This window comes from Arcicella aquatica (assembly GCF_034928825.1).
GTDB lineage: Bacteria > Bacteroidota > Bacteroidia > Cytophagales > Spirosomataceae > Arcicella > Arcicella aquatica.
This window is the reverse complement of sequence record NZ_JAYFUL010000062.1, coordinates 1-21,989: the sequence shown is the minus strand read 5'-3', so window position 1 is coordinate 21,989 and position 21,989 is coordinate 1. Positions and strand designations below refer to the sequence as shown.

General features: G+C 36.8%; 22 protein-coding genes. 13 read left to right on the top strand and 9 right to left on the bottom strand.

The window, feature by feature from the left end; genetic code table 11:
• The first annotated feature begins 1,054 nt into the window (after window positions 1-1,054).
• The 3 genes from VB264_RS22900 to VB264_RS22890 are packed head-to-tail and all read left to right on the top strand — an operon-like array spanning window position 1,055 to window position 2,838.
• Window positions 1,055-1,576: a hypothetical protein gene (locus VB264_RS22900; RefSeq protein ID WP_323253386.1), complete on the top strand. Its 522-nt coding sequence runs from the start codon at window positions 1,055-1,057 to the stop codon at window positions 1,574-1,576.
• 1 nt (window position 1,577) lies between these two features.
• Window positions 1,578-2,663 carry a hypothetical protein gene (locus VB264_RS22895; RefSeq protein ID WP_323253384.1) on the top strand — a complete coding sequence of 362 codons (1,086 nt, stop codon included), beginning with the start codon at window positions 1,578-1,580 and terminating at the stop codon, window positions 2,661-2,663.
• 4 nt (window positions 2,664-2,667) lie between these two features.
• The gene (locus VB264_RS22890) at window positions 2,668-2,838 is read left to right on the top strand and encodes a hypothetical protein (protein WP_323253380.1); all 171 of its coding nucleotides are present in this window, start codon (window positions 2,668-2,670) and stop codon (window positions 2,836-2,838) included.
• A gap of 430 nt (window positions 2,839-3,268) precedes the next feature.
• On the opposite strand, the gene VB264_RS22885 is transcribed toward VB264_RS22890, so the two are convergent.
• Both VB264_RS22885 and VB264_RS22880 read right to left on the bottom strand, forming a co-directional pair.
• The gene (locus tag VB264_RS22885) at window positions 3,269-3,685 is read right to left on the bottom strand and encodes a hypothetical protein (protein WP_323253378.1); all 417 of its coding nucleotides are present in this window, start codon (window positions 3,683-3,685) and stop codon (window positions 3,269-3,271) included.
• Between the two features lie 99 nt (window positions 3,686-3,784).
• Window positions 3,785-4,075: a hypothetical protein gene (locus VB264_RS22880; RefSeq protein ID WP_323253376.1), complete on the bottom strand. Its 291-nt coding sequence runs from the start codon at window positions 4,073-4,075 to the stop codon at window positions 3,785-3,787.
• 719 nt (window positions 4,076-4,794) lie between these two features.
• Here VB264_RS22880 and VB264_RS22875 point away from each other — a divergent pair.
• Window positions 4,795-5,004: a hypothetical protein gene (locus tag VB264_RS22875; protein ID WP_323253374.1), complete on the top strand. Its 210-nt coding sequence runs from the start codon at window positions 4,795-4,797 to the stop codon at window positions 5,002-5,004.
• Window positions 5,005-5,236: 232 nt separating this feature from the next.
• Here VB264_RS22875 and VB264_RS22870 read toward each other — a convergent pair whose 3' ends face one another.
• Both VB264_RS22870 and VB264_RS22865 read right to left on the bottom strand, forming a co-directional pair.
• Window positions 5,237-6,880, bottom strand: coding sequence for a GH39 family glycosyl hydrolase (locus tag VB264_RS22870; RefSeq protein ID WP_323253396.1), 1,644 nt, complete (start codon window positions 6,878-6,880; stop codon window positions 5,237-5,239).
• Window positions 6,881-7,500: 620 nt separating this feature from the next.
• Window positions 7,501-8,055 (bottom strand): helix-turn-helix domain-containing protein, encoded by a 555-nt coding sequence (locus VB264_RS22865; RefSeq protein ID WP_323253372.1) that lies wholly within the window; start codon window positions 8,053-8,055, stop codon window positions 7,501-7,503.
• Window positions 8,056-8,510: 455 nt separating this feature from the next.
• Between VB264_RS22865 and VB264_RS22860 the strand changes: the two genes are divergently transcribed.
• The 5 genes from VB264_RS22860 (at window position 8,511) to VB264_RS22840 (ending at window position 12,187) form a co-directional block, all read left to right on the top strand.
• Entirely contained in the window at window positions 8,511-8,858 is a 348-nt protein-coding gene (locus VB264_RS22860) for a helix-turn-helix domain-containing protein (protein ID WP_323253369.1), read from the top strand.
• Window positions 8,859-9,077: 219 nt separating this feature from the next.
• Complete coding sequence (locus VB264_RS22855) at window positions 9,078-9,794, top strand: ImmA/IrrE family metallo-endopeptidase (RefSeq protein ID WP_323253367.1); 717 nt, start codon at window positions 9,078-9,080, stop codon at window positions 9,792-9,794.
• A gap of 24 nt (window positions 9,795-9,818) precedes the next feature.
• Window positions 9,819-10,331, top strand: coding sequence for a hypothetical protein (locus VB264_RS22850; RefSeq protein ID WP_323253365.1), 513 nt, complete (start codon window positions 9,819-9,821; stop codon window positions 10,329-10,331).
• Window positions 10,332-10,794: 463 nt separating this feature from the next.
• Entirely contained in the window at window positions 10,795-11,094 is a 300-nt protein-coding gene (locus VB264_RS22845) for a putative quinol monooxygenase (protein WP_309924018.1), read from the top strand.
• Between the two features lie 934 nt (window positions 11,095-12,028).
• Window positions 12,029-12,187 (top strand): hypothetical protein, encoded by a 159-nt coding sequence (locus VB264_RS22840; protein WP_323253363.1) that lies wholly within the window; start codon window positions 12,029-12,031, stop codon window positions 12,185-12,187.
• A gap of 167 nt (window positions 12,188-12,354) precedes the next feature.
• Here VB264_RS22840 and VB264_RS22835 read toward each other — a convergent pair whose 3' ends face one another.
• The 5 genes from VB264_RS22835 to VB264_RS22815 form a co-directional block, all read right to left on the bottom strand.
• The gene (locus tag VB264_RS22835; protein ID WP_323253361.1) at window positions 12,355-12,645 is read right to left on the bottom strand and encodes a hypothetical protein; all 291 of its coding nucleotides are present in this window, start codon (window positions 12,643-12,645) and stop codon (window positions 12,355-12,357) included.
• A 248-nt stretch (window positions 12,646-12,893) separates the two neighbouring features.
• On the bottom strand, window positions 12,894-13,508 hold the full coding sequence (locus tag VB264_RS22830; RefSeq protein ID WP_323253359.1) for a hypothetical protein: 615 nt from the start codon (window positions 13,506-13,508) through the stop codon (window positions 12,894-12,896).
• A 554-nt stretch (window positions 13,509-14,062) separates the two neighbouring features.
• Window positions 14,063-14,902 carry a DUF7833 domain-containing protein gene (locus tag VB264_RS22825; RefSeq protein WP_323253357.1) on the bottom strand — a complete coding sequence of 280 codons (840 nt, stop codon included), beginning with the start codon at window positions 14,900-14,902 and terminating at the stop codon, window positions 14,063-14,065.
• A gap of 321 nt (window positions 14,903-15,223) precedes the next feature.
• The gene (locus VB264_RS22820; protein ID WP_323253355.1) at window positions 15,224-15,523 is read right to left on the bottom strand and encodes an HU family DNA-binding protein; all 300 of its coding nucleotides are present in this window, start codon (window positions 15,521-15,523) and stop codon (window positions 15,224-15,226) included.
• A gap of 80 nt (window positions 15,524-15,603) precedes the next feature.
• Window positions 15,604-16,398 carry a hypothetical protein gene (locus VB264_RS22815; protein WP_323253352.1) on the bottom strand — a complete coding sequence of 265 codons (795 nt, stop codon included), beginning with the start codon at window positions 16,396-16,398 and terminating at the stop codon, window positions 15,604-15,606.
• Window positions 16,399-17,776: 1,378 nt separating this feature from the next.
• On the opposite strand from VB264_RS22815, the gene VB264_RS22810 reads away from it, so the two are divergent.
• The 4 genes from VB264_RS22810 (at window position 17,777) to VB264_RS22795 (ending at window position 21,789) form a co-directional block, all read left to right on the top strand.
• Complete coding sequence (locus VB264_RS22810) at window positions 17,777-18,517, top strand: LexA family transcriptional regulator (RefSeq protein ID WP_323253351.1); 741 nt, start codon at window positions 17,777-17,779, stop codon at window positions 18,515-18,517.
• Window positions 18,518-19,209: 692 nt separating this feature from the next.
• Window positions 19,210-19,341: a hypothetical protein gene (locus tag VB264_RS22805; protein ID WP_323253349.1), complete on the top strand. Its 132-nt coding sequence runs from the start codon at window positions 19,210-19,212 to the stop codon at window positions 19,339-19,341.
• 499 nt (window positions 19,342-19,840) lie between these two features.
• The gene (locus tag VB264_RS22800; RefSeq protein WP_323253348.1) at window positions 19,841-20,824 is read left to right on the top strand and encodes a pyruvate dehydrogenase complex E1 component subunit beta; all 984 of its coding nucleotides are present in this window, start codon (window positions 19,841-19,843) and stop codon (window positions 20,822-20,824) included.
• A 179-nt stretch (window positions 20,825-21,003) separates the two neighbouring features.
• Window positions 21,004-21,789, top strand: a complete 786-nt coding sequence (locus tag VB264_RS22795) for a hypothetical protein (protein ID WP_323253346.1) — start codon at window positions 21,004-21,006, stop codon at window positions 21,787-21,789.
• The last annotated feature ends 200 nt before the right edge of the window (window positions 21,790-21,989 follow it).

The following is a 21,989-nucleotide window of genomic DNA, read 5'->3' as shown; positions in this document are numbered from 1 at the left end:
TTTTTCTAGTCATAAGGTTTGTCTAGGTACCTCGTTTGATAAAGGGGTTGCTGAACTCCCCTTGTAATATTACCATACAAACTTACTATCATTATATTCACCAAAACAGCATATAAATACCTGATTTATGAAGGAACAAGTAGGTATAAATATCTATTTTTTGTATTTTAATGAGCAAAATTTATATTAAGTGCTGAAATATTAAACATATAGTATAGGAATGGGGGCGTCGGCAGTTGGTCTTTTGGTATCAGCCTGATGTTGTTGATACGCATGGCATGAGTATCCGTTTTTTAGGCTGGAAGCCTTCTAATAGTCGTCACTAGTTAGAAACAACTGCGGGGGGCACGGTAGGGACGTATTGCATACGTCCTTTTTACTAGAGGACAGCAACTTGGATGCGGACTAGCAGGAGGGGCACTCAGTACTCAACTTGAAAAAACTTAAAATGTGCTACACTTTTGCTATGTAACATTGCAACACACAGTGACGTAGTGAAATACACTATGCCAAGTGGGGGCATAACTTGGTGCTATAAACCCGCGAGTAACAATTTATTAAAAACAACACATATTATTTAATCATTTTTGCCATTTACCCTAATGTTATTTCCGTCGTTTACCATATAATAAATTTAACGTCAAAAAAGTGAATAATTTTTTGATATTAAATCTTAAACTTATTTACTTCAAACCATTAATTAATTATTTATAATATCAACACCATGTATAACCAAAATTCACGAATATAAAGATGATTATCAATATGTTATAAAAAGACTACCTATATTATATTTAATACAAAACAATGAACATAACATATCAAAACTCGAAGATAAGACTGTTTTAATATCCAATATTTTAACTGAAATCAGATAACGTTTTAAGTACTTAATAATATCACATTTTAAACTTCTTAATAGTAATATAAAATGAAATATAGCAAGAACATACTGTTTTTTTTGATTCTTCCACTACTATCTAGTTGTACCTTAATTAGACAGAAGCATTATTTTAAAAATAACTCAGGTGGGATTTCAAGTAATAATTATTACATGGTAGAAGTAAAAGGCTCTACAGCTTTTTTATCAAAGACCAGATTCTATTCGGGTTTCTTTGATGAGGAGGGTCTAAAAGTTTATTTTAATGAGTTTACTCAACCTAAAAATGGGAAATTCAAAGACAGTACCAAAATTGTCCCTTTATCTGGAAATAATGAAAATGAAAAATTAGTTTTTTTACTCTCAACCAATGCTGAAGATATTGCTAATCAAATTACATCGCTTAGCCAAACCAAAGAAACTATTAACTCCATTATAAGCATAGCAAATAAAGATAATTTTAAGCAGATTTATGATTTAAGTCAACAACAAGACTATATGCAATTTCAAAACAAACTTGTTTTTGATGATTCATTTATCAAGAACATTGAAGACAAAGATTTGTCGAGTGTATCCAGTGAATTATTGGCTTTTTTAAATGCTCTTTCTTACGACTTAGGGAATAAAACAAAATTTGATACTATCAAAAAAGCTAAAGAATGGCTGGCTACTTATAAAGAATTTAACGCTAAATAAAATGAAAAAAACACATTACTTCTTTCTCATTATGTTGCTTTTAGGAGCTTCAGGATGTTGGTCGCATTTAAAAGTACAAGTATCTGTATTAAAATCAGATTACTTAAATGAACCAGAAGTCATTAAGAATCAGCTTATTCGTTTTGCAAATAATGGAAATTCAAGCGAAGAGCAATATAAGCAGTTAGGAATAGACTTAAAAAAACAATTCTCAGAAACGATTAGTAAACTTGATTCTCAACAATTTCCACAAGTAACAAAGAATTCTTTAGACTCAACTTTCAATAGTAATGTAGATAAACGAATAGATATAATTATCAAGTATCATAACAACTTTATCGATTTATTGTACCCTCATGATCCTTCAAAACAAGCTATTTATTCCGAAAAAGTAAATAACTATACTAATTTAACTAAAGCCTTCATTGCCTATAACGATATAAAAAAAGCAATTATTGATCTAAAAAATGAAGTCCAAAATAGTATAAATGAGTTAAGAAATCTTACTAAAGATACAAAAGATGAAAATCAAGTCAAAGAAAATACTGACGCAATTTTAGCTAAAACAATTAACAGGTTTTCAGATATATATGACGACCCTCTGGCTTCTGTAATTGCTAATGCTCCAAGTGAATATTGGAAAGCAAGTACTAATAAAGCCAAAGCTACTACCTTAATAGGAAATGCAGATATAGCTATTTTGATGAATGATGAAGGAAGTTATTCGATAAAAGGAGTCCGAAACGATGCTTCTCAGGCAACAAAGGCTATTTTCTCAGTTACTAATATTGCTATTCAATCATTAAGCAAAGCTTATGGTGTAGGTTTTTCATTATCATCTACACCCAATGATACTACCAACAATTATTTTAAACAATCATATCAAGTACAATATGATTTGGACAAATATGTATTGAAAACAAAAGCAGCTAAAATTGCAGTTATGCAATCTATAATTGATGAAGAAAATATTTTATCAAATAGCCAAGCTATAAAAACAAAGGCTGACTCAACTAAATACTTTAACGCTATTCATAATATTCAGAATACAATTAAATTACATAAACAGTTACTTATTAAACAATAATATAATGAACGTCGGAAATTCAGTAAGATTGACTTGTCCTTTAGATGGTGTTCCAATTGGTACTACAGGTGTAATTGTTGTAAAAAAAGTAAATGATTTATTTGGGACACTTTATGGAGTAAAGTTTCCAGGTAAAGCAACAACTATTTTTTTACCTCCAACATGCCTAGCCTAAACCCCACATCCTAGGCACTCCCCATTAGTCCGCGCTCGCTAGTCGGCATCTAAGATGCTGGACCCTAGTAACCGTGGTTTTATAAACCACAAGCAAAGATTAATATCAATGCCAAACAAATCAATCCCGAAGGGATAAAATGTTTATAGAAAAAAGAAGAAGCATATACTATTCTTTACGACTCCTACGGAGTCGAATGATATAGGAGTATGTGCTGTTTGAATACTATCAATATTTCATCCCTTCGGGATTAGTTTGTGTTGTGATATTTCCATCCAGTACAACGCTCTTCCACTTGTTCTGAAAGGTAAGTGGAAGTTTTGATAAAAAAGGATTTTAATCCAAACAGATAATTGTGTGAACGTTCTGAGAACGTTTTTATCATTGATTCGATTTGCCCTTACGGAACAAAACGAATAGTGTGTTAATCTCATCCCAAATAGGTAATCCTAATCAAAAACATACAGAAAACCATAAGCGTTATGATACCTAATACAATCCAAATGTACTGTCCACCTAGTGTTTTATGTTTAGAAGGGTCTTTTTCTTCAATATCCGATAGAGAAAAGGTGTCTAAATACTTCTTCACACTTTTATCAATTATATAAATTGAAGCTACGGCTATCAGAATAACAAATGGGCTAGATGGCTTAACTTCACCTCCGTTTAATTTGATTATCAGCATAATAAGCCCACCTACTGGCATAAAAATCAAACAAAAAGAAACACATAAAGCAATACTTTTTTTTACTGCCTGAAAGTGTTGTTCAGGGGTTTTTTCAATGTAGTTATTTTTGAGGGATGCATAAAATCCTCTCTTGAGAATACTGGCGAAAATATTGTGCATAAAACTAAGTGTTAATTGCTTCACTAGTCCGCAGCTAAGATGCTGGACTACCATAATCTTGGTTTTATAAACCACGAGTCACGTTGCTGAAGAAGACTATTACAAATCTTCCCCGCAATAATATTTAATTTCACTGCTTATAGTTTTAATCACGTCCAAACAGGTGATGATATCGCAAATAAAACGGTAATCCCACAGTGTATTTTTGATATTATCTTCTTTCCAAACAAGTGGAATTTCTTCATTAAAGCGATAGAGTTTATCTGTATAAAAGGCTTCAATCTTCATAAAAATTGTTTGCAATTGCTGCGGATTTTTGTCTTCATTATCCCGTAAATTGTTAGATTCTTCATCTTCAAAATCCTCATATTCCGATTTATCAACTGGCAATACATAGGCACACTCTTCCTGAGTTAAAATACTTGTAATTGGCGTTTCAATCGTTGAACTTGTTTTTTTGTCGTAAACACTTATTGCTCCTCCTGATAAAAAGCGACTAAACTATTACTGGGTCCGAAGCAAAACTTCTTTGTATCATCTGAGTCTCCGCCCAAATATTCAATCACTAGTATGCTCATTTTTTTTTAATGTTTTAAGTAAGAAAGTATCAAAACTTGATTTTCAAAAAACTTATACCCTCTTCTTTCGAAGATATTTTTTATTTTACTGAAATGCCCATCAATGGTCGAGATGCTTGTTGATATTATTCGTACCATTGGTAGTATTTAAACAAACGCCAAGATACTGAATCTTTATTAATTACCCCACTGCTAGTTCGCATCTAAGACACTGCACTCTGATAATAGTGGTTTTATAAACCACCAGCAAAGATTTATATCAATCCAAATAAAGGATGAAAGGATTATAGCACAAGATAAAATCAGGAAACATTTAACCCCGCAGGGGGTGAGACAAAGCTATCTCTATCTATCACCCCTGCGGGGTTTGGGTCATATTATCATTCTTCATTTTCTATCATCCTTTACTCCCTTCGGGATTTTCACAAACACCATAATCCGTACCCCACACCAATAATTCAAAAACTCTTCCTTAATTTTGTTTTCGATACTAATATTTAACTGATGGAAGACAAAGATTTTGTACCCGCCATGCTTACTGCACAATGGAAGACCCTCCAACGGGGTCGTAATGCAAAATTCAGGTCTGGGCGGTTCCGCGATTCGATGATGAAGCATTTATCCCTGCAAGCATCTCAGGTGAATACTTTCTATGCCATCATCAATGGCAAGAAGACTGTAGAAACGGGGTATATAAAATATGCGATGGATTTAATGAAGAACTGTTTGTTGATAAAATAGGTGGGTGGTTTGCTATCTAATCCGTGTTCGTAGATTCTCCTACGAACTGATAACGATAACTTTTGTAGCACGAGTTTCCAACTCGTGAAATCATGCACGAGTTGGAAACTCGTGCTACAACGCCTTTGGTCGTACATTATCCTACGAACTAATAACGATAACCTTTGTAGCACGAGTTTTCAACTCGTGAAATCATGCACGAGTTGAAAACTCGTGCTACAAGCATTTATTCTTACCACCTAAAGCTCAAAAATGATACGCCCTGTCTAGGCAATTTCATTTTGATGAGGGCTTGTCCGTTTTTAGTATTAATCCATTCTGGCGAGGTTAGCAATTGCAATTGCCCTGCTTTTTCTAATACCTTGATTTGCTCGGCTGTAGGCTGTTTTGGCGACCCCATGCTTTTCCAAACTTCATACGCATTGCTGTTTTCCTTGTCAATACGATAGTGAAATAGCTGTACCTTTAGGGCTGGCAAACCTTTTACCGTCACCTCAACCCTAGCATCTGCCATTGGAACATTGTCGTCATGATAATTCCAGACCATCACGCCTGCTGAGTTTGTACTTTTTGATGCCAACGCATTGATATCTGCCTCGCCACGCACACTTTCGTCACGTACTTTTTTGAAATCATAAGCCAAATTTTGCGTAACCTCTACCCTATTGCCTTCCATCATGCCAAACATACGGAACACATTCAGCACGGGTTTATCCACGCCGTTGGTCGCTAAATCACGGAAACCACGGAACCATGCTTGGTCTTCAAACTCGAATGCCCATGTTACAGCCCCCAAAAGGTTTACGCCTCTGGCCTCCGCCAATTCGTATTTTCTGGCAAATGATGCCGCCGTATAACTAGAATACATCGTACTATTACGGTAGGCATTTTGTGGGTTTAGGTCTTCAGAACAAGCTGCACAGCCCTCTGGGTCAGACTCGCCAATGATGATTGGGAGTTTTTTCAAGCTTGGATACGACGCCACAATTTCAAAGCCTTTGTCAAGGTCTCGCAATTGCGTACCCATGTTCATTTGTACATGACCGTCCACTACTTTCGGTCCGCCTTTGGCATGATAAGTTATGAAATCCAAGGGCGAACCCGTTTTGCCTGTCACGTAGTTTTTACCTTTGGTTACGTGGTCGAGGAAGGTCTTTAAGAAGGTCGCCGACTTGTCCCACCCTGGCCCCGTTACTTCTGGCCCACCGATTTTAGCCGATGGCAAAGCACGTTTTACAGCATCAGCCGAATAGTCGTACAGCTTGATATATTCTTCGGTTGTGCCTTTCCAATAGCCAATGTTGGGTTCGTTCCAAAGCTCCCAATACCAGCTTTCTACCTCTTTCTGACCATATTTAGCTACCGAATGTTTTACCCATTGATACACCAATTCAGCCCATTTGTTATAGTCTTTTGGCGGATATGCCCAGCCCGTATAGATGTCGTTATAATTATCCCCCGGCTTCCAGTGGTGACGATAGGGCGTTGGGTGGCTCGACAATGCCTCGGGCATAAAGCCAATCTGGGCGATGGGTTTCATGCCACGCTCGATGAAAGTATCAAAGATTTTATCGACAATCGTCCAGTCGTACACAGGATTTCCGTTGGCATCTTCTGTGTAAGCATTGGTAGAACCCCACTTCAAGGCTGCCGTGCCGTCGCCTGTTACGAGCAAGCTGTGTACCCTGACATAGACTGGTATTTTACTAAGTTGCGAGATTTCAGTCAGCAATTTCTTGCCGTCTTTCATATAAGTATAGTTGGGTTCGTCATAGCCAAACCAAGCCCAAATGGGTTTCATGGGCGCTTTGGTCTTGGCTAAATCCACCTGAATAGCCACAGGGGCCTGTTCCTGAGCAAAGGCTGGGACAGACATCCCCACAGATTGGGCTGCCAACAATAACAATAATGATGTTTTTCTTAAGAGCATAGTTATTGATTTAAAATTGTTAATATTTTAATGATATGGTTGATGTATTGTTATGCTGAAAAACGATTTACCTGTCCCTATATCCCTAGCGAGGGACTTAAGTCCCTCGCTAGGAATAAGAGATGTTGGTGATTATACAGACATTCCCACCGACTGGGCTGCCAACAATAGCAATAATGATGTTTTTCTTAAGAGCATAGTTATTGATTTAAAATTGTTAATATTTTAATGATATGGTTTATGTATTGTTATGCTGAAAAATGATTTATCTGTCCCTATATTCCTAGCGAGGGACTTAAGTCCCTCGCTAGGGATAAGAGATGTTGGTAATTATACACACATCCCCACAGACTGGGCTGCCAACAATAGCAACAATGATGTTTTTCTTAAGAGCATAGTTATTGATTTAAAATTGTTAATATTTTAATGATATGGTTGATGTATTGTTATGCTGAAAAATGATTTATCTGTCCCTATATTCCTAGCGAGGGACTTAAGTCCCTCGCTAGGAATAAGAGATGTTGGTAATTATCTTCTTAAAAATGCCAATAAACTAACGCAACTATCTATACGAATATATCCAAATAATGTACCTCCTCTGAAATAGGCATAATGCCATGTTTTTGCAGACAGTTGAAATATAGGCTATCCCCTGTTTTGAGGTGATAGTCGATTTCGCCTACCGTCATCTTCATTTCGCCACTGATGATATAAATAAACTCCTCGCCCTCGTGGTGCAATAGGTGCGGTTTTACCTCCCCTTTTCTAGCCACAAACAGCATTGGTTGCATTTTCTTCTGGTGATATTCCTGTCCGAAGGGATAAAAGAAATAGCCCTTTTCGGTTTGTCTGAGGTTGTCCTCCGCCTTTTGTTTGGTCGTGAGGATGGCATTCAAAAACGCCTCCGTTTCTAGCAGACTAGAAATATTAGTCCCCAACGTATTGGCAATTTTGATGAGTGCAGCCACAGAAGGAATCGTTTTGTTGTTCTCAATTTTCGAGATCATACTTTTAGACAATTCGCTTCCATCCGCTACCTCCTGCAAGGTTCTTTTTTGGTTAGTTCTTAATATCCGAATGCGGTCTCCGATATTAATATTTTGGGGTTCATCTGTCGCCATATATTCAATATTGAACACTTTGTTTTATACTGTTTACCATCATTCAACAAAGTTGAATACAAATGTAAGCGTTATAATCGATTTTGCAAGTTGTTTGCCGACTATTTGTGATTGAGTGATTTAGTGAATGAGTGATTGATTGAGTTGTGAGTTAGTGATTGAGTGAGTTGTGAGTTAGTGATAACATTTGCTTACTGACTGCTACACGCAGTAGCTCGTTTCTAACAAGTGACGACTATTACAAGGCTTCCAGCCGAAAAACAAGCACTTTTTAATAAATAATTATAAGGAGATTCTTGCTTACACATTTGGTGTTTTATCAAAAATATCATATATTTATGTAACAAATTTTGTTACAAATTTGTTGTACTATAACTAATTGTAGTAATTTTGTAACAACATTCCTACGATTAAATTTAAAGCCAATAACAAACTTATACCAACCTCCTATCATTATGCAATCCAAAGTACACGTTGCTAACAATTTATTGGCGCTACGTCAAAGACACGGATTATCACAAGAAAATATTGCTAACTATTTGGGCATTGCGCGACCTATGGTAAGTTATTACGAAACAGGAGAGCGGAATATCCCGCTTGAACATCTCGAAAAATTAGCAGATTTTTTTGGAATTGATGCTTATGATTTGTTGGACGAAAACCCAAGTATCCAACAAAGTATAGTTGCTTTCGCCTTCAGAGCTGACGAATTAAATGCCGACAATATGAATGGTATTGCAGCATTTAGAAAAGTAGTAAGAAACTATCTTAAAATGAAAGAAGTCTCTAAAAAAATGTGTTAGAAAATCATGAGGCTGTCCAAAAAGAAAACCATTGCCAAATATTCTTTGGTTTGAAACCTCACCCCTAACCCCTCTCCTTCAGAGAGGGGAACTTTTGGGCTCAAAAAGCCCCTTCTCTGAAGGAGAAGGGGTTGGGGATGAGGCGACCGACGCTCGGTCTTTCACAGAATAATATTTGGCTGTAAAAACTTTTCGGACAGCCTCATTTTTTATGTAAAAATGAAAAATAAACTGATTGAAAAAAAAGCTTTAGACTTTCGCCAAACAAATGGTCTGAATGGGCGTGAAAGTATTCATTTAGAAAGTTTGCTTCAAAGTTTGGGCGTTGTTACGCTCTTTAAGCCTATGAGTTCGGATTTCTCGGGTATGGCCATAAAAGTAAGCCAAGAAGCTGACATAAATCGTTTTATGTTAGTAAATAGTAATCAGACTCTTGGGCGACAGAATTTTACAATCTGTCATGAATTATATCATTTATTTATTCAAGAAAATTTCAGCTTTGCTACCTGCAATACAGGCACTTTTTTAATGAAAGATAAAGAAGAGTACAATGCTGATATTTTTGCTGCATATTTACTTATGCCACATGATGGCATAATTAACTTAGTAGGCTGGGATGAAATTGATGTAAAAGATGGCATCAGTATCGAAACTATTCTAAAAATAGAACAGTACTTCTCATGCTCTAGAAGTGCTTTGGTTTTCAGGTTACAAGAAATGGGGATGATTACTAAAGACTATGCAAATGAGCTTAAAGCTAATCCCAGAAAAGATGCAACAATGTATGGTTTTGATACTAAACTTTATGAAAAAGGAAATGAAAATAGATATTTAGGGGACTATGGTCTTGTAGCAAAAGAATTATACGATTCTGAAAAAATTTCGGAAAGCCATTACTACGAATTGATGTTAGATTTAGGAGTAAAATTTGAATAAAATGAGTAAATCAGAAAAATCATTTTGATAGATGCCGATGTAGTTTCACATTTTATTCAAGCTGGAGAAATACTACACTTACCTAAAATATTTCCATTAAAAATTTTCATTCTTGATAAAGTAATGAAAGAATTGGAACGCTTTCCGAACAGGAAAAAAGAAGTGGATAATTTAATCAATTTAAGGCTCTTACATCCCATGGATTTTCCAGAAAAAGACCATATTATTCTCAAAGAATACTTATGGATTAAGAAACAGATGTTCTATGGTGATGGAGAAAGTGCCTGTTTGGCTGTAGCAAAACATAGCAAAAATATTATTGCCAGTAATAATCTCAGAGATATAAAGTCATACTGCGAACGTCATGATATGGTGTATTTAACAACGATGCATTTTTTATGTTATGCATTGCAAAATGGAAATTTTGATGAAGAAAGATGCAATAATTTTATTACAACAGTAAAAGCTAATAAAGGAAGATTGCCCGTTAATAAAATGTCAGATTATCAATGCCCAACAGAATGGGTTTTAACATAAAGGATTAACATTCTATAAACTCTCCTACCTTTAGCCGTTTTTGGTGAAAAACACCATAAACGGCTAAAAATACCATCCAAATTGTAATGCTGTTTATAGAAGTACATATTCACCAAATATCTATTTCTAACAAAAATTTTCACAACGGTCAATTGTTGATTGAGGAAATTGAAGACAATATCAAACAGGTAAAATATATAGATAAATCAGGGGCTGAAGTTTTTAATTTCAATGCTAAATGGATACATATAAAAAATCTCTCTGGCTATCATAATACGAAATCTCTAGTTTGAATATCACGACTAGTCATCGAAAACTAAGACTTTATCACAACAAAAACTCTTTAACAAAATCATCATAAAGCACTATGAAAATCATAAAAACTTGCTTCGCTATTAGCATATTGATTGTCCTATTTTCGTCAACAAGGGCATGGGCACAACATAAAAATCTTATGGTACGTATGGCAAAAATTGAAGTAGATTCCGCTCAATTAGAAAACTACAAGGCTATTCTAAAGACCGAAATCGAAACCTCTGTACGGGTGGAATCGGGAGTTTTGAGTTTGAATGCCGTAGCCGATAAAAACAATCCTACACATATTACTATTTTAGAAGTTTATGCCAACGTGGAGGCATACAAGGCACATATCGAAACCCCACATTTTAAAATATACAAAACTTCAACAAAAGAGATGGTGAAGTCGCTACAGCTTATCGAGCTCGACCCTATTATGTTGGCAAATAAGCTTAAGAATCCGTAGCACTCGTAACGGGAGACTTAAGTTTTATTGATTTTCTACAATTACATAAACACCTGATAATCAAGATATTTATTTCTAGCGAGGGACTTAAGTCCTACCAATTAGCCACATATCCATAAGTACTTGATAATCCATTTCTTATCCCTAGCGAGGGACTTAAGTCCTACTGATTACCCACATCTTTTAAAAAGTTGAAATGGAAATGTTATTATTGATTAAATTAGCTTAAATGTACATAAATAGTCTTTAAAACCAAGCGTTGAAGCCCTTATCTCTAGCGAGGGACTTAAGTCCCTCGCTAGAGATAAGATATTGATTGTTAGTTATTTATATACTTGTGGGTAATCATTAGGACTTAAGTCCCTCGCTAGGGATAAGAAATGGCTATGACATGAGACGACCAAAGCTCGGTTTGAAAGGCGATTTAAGCCCATCTTATCAATAATCAAATCTTCATTTCAACATTTCAAAAGATATAAATAACCGTTAGCATTTAAGCCCTATACTAGGACTTGGTATATACATTTTAAGGCTTGTACATGGCACCTCTTCGTGCTTGCCCATTATTAGCAATACCGACAATCTGTAACTTCTTTAACGGCCAATTATTTTACATAACTATTCCTTATCCTGTGTGATAGCTTAATAAATTTTTGAAAGTATCACGCTAAAACATTTGTCTTGTGCGTATATCCCCTATTATTCCTTTTCAGGGATATACTTTTAGGCAATATTTTTCATCAAAATACCTAACAAAATCTGGTATAAATACCTGATTTTGTTATACTTACACCTAATTCTATTGCACAAAAGTTGCTTTTGTGATAATCATCATTTATCTTTGGTTAGCATTATTATCTTTGATAGATTCTTTGTTCTTTTAAATTGCTTAACTATTCGGTTTTATGATTATCCCAACCAAACGACCAAGGCTATGCAACGAACAGCTCGACAATCCGAACTTATAATACCCCAATATCAATTCTTTTTTGGGGAGAATTTAGCACATCATTCCATACTGACAGAAGCCATCAAACAAGAAATGCCTATCAATACAGAGGCACATTTTTTTGTCATAATAAGATATTACTAGCACACCATCATGCTATTTTTTAACAACCAATTAGCGTAATCTTTAGGCGGTGAATTAATTCACTGCCCAAGGATTACGCAAACCTGGCGCTTGGGCACTATCAATATTGTATCCCTTCGAGATTATCCGCTCACCCGCTGACTCTCAGAATAAGCAGGAAGCCCGTCTTATTTCAGATTCAACATCCGATTATACAGTCGCCAATCATGGTGGCCCTTGCGTTGGTGGTAGTTTGCTATCCATCTTTCAAATACCTTGCTGGCGGTATCCTTTATTTTCTGGTTAAGTGCCAAGGTTTCGGTCGCAAGCCTTTCCTTACTTTTCTTGGGGTCTATCAAGACGATACGACACTGCTCTATGACGTGTGCCTTGAATTTCTCGTGTTGAATCATACCGTTTTCCATAAAACGCACATAGTGGTGTTCGCAAATACAGTTAATTTCATAAGGTGTTTTCATCGTGTTTGAGGGGGTTATGGTGGTGTTATAAATGATGTGGTTATGTATATATTTATTGATAGCTGATGGGCATATTTATTGTTGAAGGGGTGTAAACTTGGTGTAAACTCATGGCATGACTTGAAGTCATGCCATGAGTATTTGAGTATTCTTTTTGGATAGCTGATGGGTATATTCATTGCTCAGGGGTGTAAATTTGGCGTAAACTCATGGCATGACTTCAAGTCATGCCATGAGTATTTGTCAAGTCATCGCATCAATATCCCTTTTGCAACCTCCGCTATAAACCGATTATAGGCTATGTTTTTAGCCATCAGCACCAGTTCTTGATGAGTAGCGTTTGTATATTTCCTTTGTAGTTTTTGAAACAACTCTTTCTTCTCGTTCACTTCCATTTTCCAGATACCAAACCGCTCAAGGTCGTCGTAGAGACTGGAGGCTACCTGTACTTCAAAGTCGGGATGGGTGCGTTTGATGTCGGCATATTGTTGGGCTACCTGCCTACACAGTTCCTTTTCTTCGGCTTCCGTAGGGGGTATTTTCACGTTTTCTTTGGCTTGCTCAAGGGCAGTATATTGTTTCATGACGGGCTGTTTTTTATCAGCTATCCACCTACGAAGCCACTGGACAAAGTTGGAGGAGGAAAAGAATACCTTGCCATCAGTCGAAAACTCGCCATTGAGTCCCGCCTTTAATGCCAAATGAATTTCAGTTGGTGTAAGTCCCTGATACTCTCGTAAATCATTTATGATCAATCTAATTTCAGCCTTCAATTCATCTCCTTGCGACTGGCTATATCCTAGTCTCATTTTGGCGGTAAAAATAACTTCGCCTGCTAACTTAGTAACCTCCGCGTTGGTCATCTGCCCAATGCGTGTGCCGTGGGTTGCTTTCACAATTTCGTGCTGGCGTTCAGTTAGCTTCTCAAGGGTCACTGTAGGTGCAGCAGCTTGAAGTATTTTTTGGCTTAGTTGAATGGTGTTCATCGCTTGATTTAATAATATTTTCTTTAAAAAGAACCGTATTCTGGTCGTAGGATGTCCTACGACTCCCAAATGTAAAAGAGCGTCACGCTCAAAGTTTAGAAATATTTATTCCTGTGAAGGTAATTAAGGATTGACTATTAGCTTCATCCTTAACGAGGTATGATATACACGATTTAGAGCGTGACGCTCTTTCATCTTTTAGGTCGTAGGAAAACCTACGACCAGAACGCAGAAAAAACAAAAACACCATTCTAAGCTGTGCGACTCCTACGGAGTCTAATTAGTGCGTGGTTGGCATCTTTGATGCTATAAATATTTCATCCCTTCGGGATTATTATCGTGCTTTGGCTTAATATAACTTATTGACAGAGAGTGCTTTCCTATTAGCTGGTAACTTAAGTCACCAGCTAATAGGAAGGATGACAACTTACCTACCCCGTCTCCTCGCTAAGCTCAAAAATCGCCTGCGTGATTGAATCATAATTATGTTGAATTTTCCCTTTTTGGGGCATCGGCCCATGCCTACCTCGGTTTTGACATTGAATCCTAATCCAATTCAAAAAATGCCGTTTATGGTCCGACTCACTTGAAATTCTTTTATCGGTGGCACGGGTTTCGATAAAAAAGTTTTCCAACAATTGGTAATAATCCCCCTCATTGATATTATTTTTCCTTTTCGCCGACTCTTTCAGCAAAGCAGCATTGCGCATATTGGTCTCAATCTCCTCCAAGGTCGTCTGCGGTGCCGTCGCCACCCCCTCTTTTATTTTTTTTTGTTCTTCTTTTACAAAATCAGGTACTTCATTTTCAACAACATCATCATTTGTTGTTGTTATTGTTGTTGTTGTTTTTACTGTTTCTAAGTTTTTATTAGTTTTATTATACTCGCTTTGCTCCTGCAGTGCTGTGGTAGTTGCTTCTGTCGTGCTGTGGTAGGTGCTCCTGTTGTGCTGTGGTAAGTGCTCCTGCAGTGCTGTGGCATTTTTTACCAAAGCAATAATGTTGGCAGTGTACTGGTTTGTAGATTTCCGACACATGTTTATGAAGCCAAAACCAATCAATTCTTCTAGCGTTTTTGTGTACGTTTTATAAGAGGTCATTCCTAAATAGTGCATGGCTTCGTCGCTAGGCAAAGCATAACAATCGGCCCAACCTAGACGATTGCATTTTTCAACACACCAGAAATATAAAGCATGATGATGCGGTTTGACAATTTCAATATTGTTCCCGCACCACTCATACCATTTTTTTGTTAATTCATAACCACTCATTTGTCAACGTTGTTTTATATACGTTTGAAGAAATATTTAATAATGTACTACCCTGATTCGCTGTCAACAAAGCTAACCGTTAGAAAATATGTTTTGGTGGGTTAAATCCTAGTGATTATCCCATTTTTATAAGTATTTGATAATCAACACATAATAACCTCATCCCCCAACCCCTTCTCCTTCAGAGAAGGGGAGCAGACCTTGGTGCTTAAAGCTCCCCTCTCTGAAGGAGAGGGGTTGGGGGTGAGGTTTGAAGGACGATAATACTCCCCTCCTCATTTAATTAGCTACTCTCTCATCTGTTTTTCGGCTGGAAGCCTTTTAATAGTCGTCACTCGCTTGAAACGAGCGACTGCCTTCTACCTTAAATTCCTTGGAAGGCACAAATTTCACAATCGTCCGTTCGGGTATTTCGACTATTTCTTTCGACTGTATCTTCCTCAATACCTTCGCTTTACGTGTCACCGACTTGAATGTTCCGAATCTTCTGATGGTTATCTGGTTGCCCGACGATACTTGTTGCATTACCTCGCTTTTGAACGCCTCGATAATCTCCGAGACTAGTCCTTCAGCGTGATGTGTTTTTGCAGCTATTGCTTCGATTAATGCTTGTTTGGTCATGGTTGTTAGCTTTCTGGTTTCTGATGTTAGTTAGGCTTTGATTTTAGTAATTTAATTATCTGACGACCCAAACCCAAAAGCTAATACCTAAAATCCGACATCCGAAAGCCGATGTCCGACGACCCAAATCCAACATCCGAATGCCTATTCCCCTTAATCGTCTCAAGGGTTTTTAGTGCAGCACTTAGGATACTCCTATTACTTTTATAAATCCTCAAGTGTTGAGCATCCTCCGCATTCACCTGCTCCAACTGCTTGATAGCGTACTTCAATGCCTTCATTTTCTTTTTGATGATGCGTCTTTTGTCAGTCTTATCTTTCTCAAACACCTTCACCATCTTTTGTTTCATCGCCTCAACATTGGTAGATTCATGCACACGCTTGCAGGTGGGACAAACAAAACTTTCAGCACCCCATTTCACCCGACTGTCGGCTAGCTTCACTAAGGCTTGCTGTTCTCCTCCCAAAGCTTTATGCAGCCTCTTTAGCTCTGTATTCCTTTGGATAATCTGTTCCTGCAAGAATGCACATTGATATGCTTGTTCTGTCAACTGGAGCTTTATTGCTGCTATATTTCTGGCACGTTGCAGGGCATCGTCTTTAACATCATTTTCTTTTTGACGATTCCCCAACGTTGCGTCATCCTCCTCACGTTTTTCATTGTCATAACCTTTAAGGACATTCATTTGCCCATCCATTGCTAATCCACCCTCCACCGCCACGCTCAATACTCCAGATGCACTGTCCGACGCACAGCGACCTTTCCCAGACAACATAATACAGGTATCGGAGGTAGTTTTATCAGTAAAAAGGTGTGCATTTTTCCCTGAGGTATTGAAGTTATCAAGGCTTAATTCTTCTAAAATTACGTTCATTTGGACGGTGTTTAAAAATTAACGGTTAAAATTATACGAGACTTTAGTCATTGAGTGATTGAATGAATGAGTGATTTAGTGGTTAGGTTTTTTATTTTGCCCCTAGTACCTCCAGCGAGAAAAATCAACATCTCCTCGCCAGAGATACATAGGGGACTACTTTTAATATCGGTGTAAAAGAATCATTAAAAATCCCTTACTCTTAGCGGGTGACTTAAGTCCTACTGATTACCCACAAGTATATAATTAATTGATAATCAAAGTATAACAACCTCATCCCCCAGCCCCTTCTCCTTCAGAGAAGGGGAGCAGACCTTGGTACTTAGAGCTCCCCTCTCTGAAGGAGAGGGGCTGGGGGTGAGGTTGTTTACACCGTGTTCAGTATACCACAAACCACGGTTAAAAAATTCAAATTCCCTTACTCTTAGCGGGTGACTTAAGTCCTATTGATTACCCATAAGTTTGTAAATTATTAATAATCAGATACTTATCTCTAGCGAGGGACTTAAGTCCCTCGCTAGAGATGAGGGCTTCAACGCTTGGTTTTAAAGACTATTTATGTACATTTAAACCAATTTTATCAATAACCACATTTCCATTTCTACTTTTTAAAAGGTGCGGGTAATCAGTAGGACTTAAGTCACCCGCTAAGAGAAAGGTTAGGTGCTGAACATTGGTTTTTCATAAACTTATATCTTTTGCCCCTAGTACCTCCAGCGAGAAAAATCAACATCTCCTCGCCAGAGATACGTAGGGGGCTATTTTAGTGTCGGTATAGGCATAAAAGGTCGCATCTCTCGTTATGTTCCAGAGATGAGGCAATAATTGGTTTGTGTCAGAGATTTTCTAACACAAACCAACAGGTATTCAATAATAAGAAAAAGGTGTACTACTGGTTTTAAAATTGAGTATAGGTGATTCAACAGGTGTAAAAGATTTTCATTAAAAGGCTAAGAACCAATTCGTTTATAGACCATAGGTGTAACTATAAAAAATTAATCAATATAAAGCCCCCAAGGGGCATTTGACCTCCCATTGAAAGAGAAGAAGGCGCGTATGATATATCGACGGTCGTCGATACAGGTGAAGTAGCACGCAATGCAATATTGAGGAAACAAATTCCTTTGGGCGTATTAATGATAAAGAAAAACAAATCATAGCTAATTAAAAGATTTAGTGCTTGTTCATGCCTCTTCCATGAAGGTTTGTTGCTAAACCTCCCTTAAAAAAACTTCAACAAAACTTGTTTCTATTAAATACTTTTTCGTTACTTTGTTTATTATTAATACAAATATAGGAATAAATGTTTCAAAAATCTAATATTTTGAAACAAATTATTGAAAATTTTTGAAACATTTTTGAAACAAATTATAATTTCGTGAACATCAAGGAATTAAGAATCCAGTTTGGTTTATCCCAACAAGAGCTTGCCGAAAAAGTAGGCATTCCCAGAGGTCGTATCAATGGTTGGGAACAACGGGGCTCTAAACCCAAGGTGGATGATCATAAAAAATTGGAAGATTTTTTCATCCATCTCTCCAAACAAAAGCTTACGGATATTCAAAAAGAGGAAGCCGAAATCATTGGTAATCTTGAGGGCCTGCTTGAACCTGAGAATGTATATAAAACAAAATCTGGCAACGAGTTTGTTGATATTGGCAATGGGAAAATTCAAATGAATATCCCCTTGGTAGAACACTATGCTTATGCGGGATACCTAACGGGCTGGGGCGATTCTGTCTTTTTAGAAGAGTTACCCAAGCATTCTATCATAGTTGATAAACATTATAGGGGTATCTATAGGGCGTTTCAGGTGCGGGGCGATAGCATGGACAACAATTCTAGGGATTCTATCTGTTCGGGGGATGTGGTAGTGGGCAGGAGTGTCGATAAAAAATACTGGAAGAATAAGTTTTACCTTCATAAATGGGAGGATTATGTTATTATTCACGAAGGGGGCATTCTGGTAAAACGTATCACTGATCATTGGGTAGAACAGGGTATTATTATATGTATGTCGCTGAATACGGATAAATCTACGTATCCTAACCTTGAATTACACCTTTCTGAGGTATATGAGATTTATAATGTAGTGGAGGTTTCCAGAAAACGAGGGTGATAAAAAGTAGGGACGTATTGCATACGTCCACGATGTATGTCCACGATGTACGTCCCCTATTGTTCTGCGACATGGCCGAATGAAATTCAGCCCTACGATTAATACCACAAACTAGGGACGTATTGCATACGTCCACGATGTATGTCCACGATGTATGTCCCCTCTGGGATTAATCCAACAGGAATTTATAACCAACATCAGCCTTCAACGCTATAAAAAAGAACATCATTGTAATGGTAAAATAAATTAATTCTCGTCACAGGGATGACCTAAAGGAGAAGTAAATGACGAAAAATCTAACACTTTTTACATGTACAAAATATTATTGTCATTAAAGCATTTTTTTTTACAGAATTACTAAAAAAAATTAGATAAACTTTTGTTATTTAATTTCTATTATACTAATTTTGGACAATAGGTGTAGAACTATTAATCAAATAACTCAGATGATTTTCGTCTGAGTTATTTTCTTTTAGGGCTATCCCATATTTTTACATCTTAAATCTACTTTTTTTTCGAGCATTATTTAGTTGACACCCTATTAATCTACCATGAATAAATTACCGAAGAAATACATTTTTATAGATGAAAGTGGCGACCCTGATTTTTATGGTTCAAAAAAACGCTTGTTAGTTGGTACCGAAGGTTTTCAGCCTTATTGAATTATTGGCATGATTGTGCCAAGCGACAATATGCCAGAACTTAGTATTATTGATTATATGATTTGGGCAGTTCAACGAAAGTTATTGAAAGGAGAAGCTCGCTTTTATGAAGCATTAAAGGATAAATATGAAACAATTGTAACGCTATACCCCGAAACATAAAAAAGCCAAAAAATCCATTCTCCCTCGTACCAATACTGGTAACACCCATCAGGAGATGAGATATATAAGCGATAAACTTTTTAGCTCACTATAAAAATACAACATATTACCTCAAAATCCAACTACAGCCTCACATTCTTATCCAAAAGGCATGACAATTATGCAATAACGCAACCATGTCTTAATAACATCCAAGTATATCCCCAAGGCTTTGATAAAACTCAACATAACCCAACCTATTTTAGGCAAGGACAAAGCACAAAGGACAACTCAAAACTCATCACTCTCAACTCATCACTCAAAAAACTCATCACTCAAAACTCAAAACTCATCACTCACATTGTAGGACTAAAACGATAAAAAAATCATTTCAAACAATTTAAGTCATAATTTAGGCATTTCGCCGTTGGCAGTCTGAGGTTTGTTATCTAATTTTACGCAGATTTTGAAGACAGAATCGTTTCAACGATTCTCAACCTCACAACGATAAAAATAACCAATGAGAGAAATACAATTCAGAGAGGCACTTCGTGAAGCATTAAACGAAGAAATGCGTAGAGACCAGTCGGTGTTTTTGATGGGCGAAGAAGTAGCCGAATACAATGGTGCTTATAAAGTATCACAGGGAATGTTGGATGAATTTGGTCCAGACCGTGTGATTGACACACCTATCGCAGAATTAGGTTTTGCAGGTATCGCTGTTGGTGCGGCCGCTAATGGGTTGCGTCCAATAGTTGAGTTTATGACTTTTAACTTCTCGTTGGTAGCCATCGACCAAGTAATCAACTCGGCTTCCAAAATGATGTCAATGTCGGGTGGACAATACTCTTGCCCAATCGTTTTTCGTGGCCCTACTGGAAACGCTGGACAGTTATCATCGCAACACTCTTCAAACTTTGAAAACTGGTTTGCCAACACTCCTGGTTTAAAAGTTGTAGTTCCTTCAAACCCTGCTGATGCAAAAGGCTTATTGAAATCTTCTATCCGTGATAACGACCCTGTTATTTTCATGGAGTCTGAATTGATGTATGGCGACAAAGGCCTTGTGCCAGATGGCGAATACCTTACACCAATCGGTAAAGCAAATATTGTAAAAGAAGGTACTGACGTAACGATTGTTACTTTCGGTAAAATGCTTTCTAGAGTAGTAATGCCAGCGGTAGCTGAATTAACTAAAATGGGCATCAATGCGGAGGTTATCGATTTAAGAACTGTTAGACCGATAGATTACGAAACTGTCATTAATTCAGTTAAGAAAACAAACCGTTGTGTGGTAGTTGAAGAAGCTAACCCAATTGCAGCATTATCATCAGAAATCGCTTATAACGTTCAGCGTTGGGCATTTGATTTCATGGATGCTCCAGTTATCCGTGTGAACTCGTTAGACTTACCACTTCCGTACGCACCAACATTGTTAGAAGCTATTCTTCCAAGCGTTGCTCGTACTATCGAAGCGGTTAAATCTGTTACTTATAAGAAATAATCGTTTCTGATATACCTACAGAAAAGCCTTTTGGAGTAGTTCAGAAGGCTTTTTTGTTAGTAGCCTAAAGCAGTAGCACGAGTTTCCAACTCGTAGAATAACACACGAGTTGAAAACTCGTGCTACTTACTCAAGATTTTTTACTACACAATCAATTTTAACCACCCATATCTACCATCATGTTACCACACTACAAAAAAATCACACTATTGCTTGCTATTTTAGTTTTAGGAGGATGCTCTTCTAAAAAATCTGATGAGATTGAACCACAACCAACAAGCTCGTCGCTACCGAAAACTGTAAAAGTTGAGTTAATTGGTAGTAAAAACCCTACGTATTATGCCTACACTTGGAAAGGCAATCTTTTGAGTTCTTATACAATTACCACCTTAAATACTTCTAATAATAAGGATTTTGTAGAAACCTATGAATTTACCAGAAATGATAAAAACCAAATCAAAACCGAAAAGTATAGCTATAAAGGTGCCAATTATGCCGACGGTAGCCAAACGTATAATTATGTATATAATACAGATGGTTCTGAAATTACGGATGGAGGTAGAACGAAATGGATTTATAATAGTAATGGACAGTTGGCAAGTTATGATTATACAACCACAAGCATAAACTCGTCGTGGTCTGAAAAATTTGTTTATGATAATATTGGAAGGTTGACTAAGTATCAATACAAAAGTAATATAGAAGGTAATTATACAATGAGTGACTTTACTACGATAGAAAACCCTTTGTATAAATTTACTGAAAATACACAGTTTTTAAAATTGACATATAGTGGTCCAGAGACTCATTCGGTTTTTGTTTCTAAGATAATTCCTAGGTCGTTTGTATATAAGGAAGCTACTAGTAAAATCACGTATACATTAGATGATCAGCAACGAGTTAGCACTATCACAGTAATAGCCAGCTATGGTACAACGTTGTGTAAATTTACTATTGGTTATTGATAGGGTTTAGGGACTATTCTTGTAAGCAATAGGCTTTTAAAAATCTTTCCATTTAGGGGGTGACTTAAGTCCTATCGATTTCTTATCCCTAGCGAGGGACTTATTAGCTTTCATAAAATACTCGTTCTTTTTAATTTGGGTAAAAATGATTAATTTTTGTCAAAAAAACTCAAATTCATGCGACAACTCATTGTTACTTT

Excerpts from the sequence above, each read along its gene's own strand:
- VB264_RS22820 (WP_323253355.1), bottom strand. The coding sequence starts at position 15,523 with ATGACCAAACAAGCATTAATCGAAGCAATAGCTGCAAAAACACATCAC.
- VB264_RS22895 (WP_323253384.1), top strand. The coding sequence starts at position 1,578 with ATGAAAAAAACACATTACTTCTTTCTCATTATGTTGCTTTTAGGAGCT.
- VB264_RS22800 (WP_323253348.1), top strand. The coding sequence starts at position 19,841 with ATGAGAGAAATACAATTCAGAGAGGCACTTCGTGAAGCATTAAACGAA.
- VB264_RS22870 (WP_323253396.1), bottom strand. The coding sequence starts at position 6,880 with ATGTCTGTCCCAGCCTTTGCTCAGGAACAGGCCCCTGTGGCTATTCAG.
- VB264_RS22875 (WP_323253374.1), top strand. The coding sequence starts at position 4,795 with ATGCTTACTGCACAATGGAAGACCCTCCAACGGGGTCGTAATGCAAAA.
- VB264_RS22825 (WP_323253357.1), bottom strand. The coding sequence starts at position 14,902 with ATGAGTGGTTATGAATTAACAAAAAAATGGTATGAGTGGTGCGGGAAC.
- VB264_RS22835 (WP_323253361.1), bottom strand. The coding sequence starts at position 12,645 with ATGAAAACACCTTATGAAATTAACTGTATTTGCGAACACCACTATGTG.
- VB264_RS22815 (WP_323253352.1), bottom strand. The coding sequence starts at position 16,398 with ATGAACGTAATTTTAGAAGAATTAAGCCTTGATAACTTCAATACCTCA.
- VB264_RS22830 (WP_323253359.1), bottom strand. The coding sequence starts at position 13,508 with ATGACCAACGCGGAGGTTACTAAGTTAGCAGGCGAAGTTATTTTTACC.
- VB264_RS22890 (WP_323253380.1), top strand. The coding sequence starts at position 2,668 with ATGAACGTCGGAAATTCAGTAAGATTGACTTGTCCTTTAGATGGTGTT.
- VB264_RS22900 (WP_323253386.1), top strand. The coding sequence starts at position 1,055 with ATGGTAGAAGTAAAAGGCTCTACAGCTTTTTTATCAAAGACCAGATTC.
- VB264_RS22845 (WP_309924018.1), top strand. The coding sequence starts at position 10,795 with ATGGCAAAAATTGAAGTAGATTCCGCTCAATTAGAAAACTACAAGGCT.
- VB264_RS22795 (WP_323253346.1), top strand. The coding sequence starts at position 21,004 with ATGTTACCACACTACAAAAAAATCACACTATTGCTTGCTATTTTAGTT.
- VB264_RS22855 (WP_323253367.1), top strand. The coding sequence starts at position 9,078 with ATGAAAAATAAACTGATTGAAAAAAAAGCTTTAGACTTTCGCCAAACA.
- VB264_RS22805 (WP_323253349.1), top strand. The coding sequence starts at position 19,210 with ATGCCAGAACTTAGTATTATTGATTATATGATTTGGGCAGTTCAACGA.
- VB264_RS22860 (WP_323253369.1), top strand. The coding sequence starts at position 8,511 with ATGCAATCCAAAGTACACGTTGCTAACAATTTATTGGCGCTACGTCAA.
- VB264_RS22840 (WP_323253363.1), top strand. The coding sequence starts at position 12,029 with ATGCAACGAACAGCTCGACAATCCGAACTTATAATACCCCAATATCAA.
- VB264_RS22865 (WP_323253372.1), bottom strand. The coding sequence starts at position 8,055 with ATGGCGACAGATGAACCCCAAAATATTAATATCGGAGACCGCATTCGG.
- VB264_RS22885 (WP_323253378.1), bottom strand. The coding sequence starts at position 3,685 with ATGCACAATATTTTCGCCAGTATTCTCAAGAGAGGATTTTATGCATCC.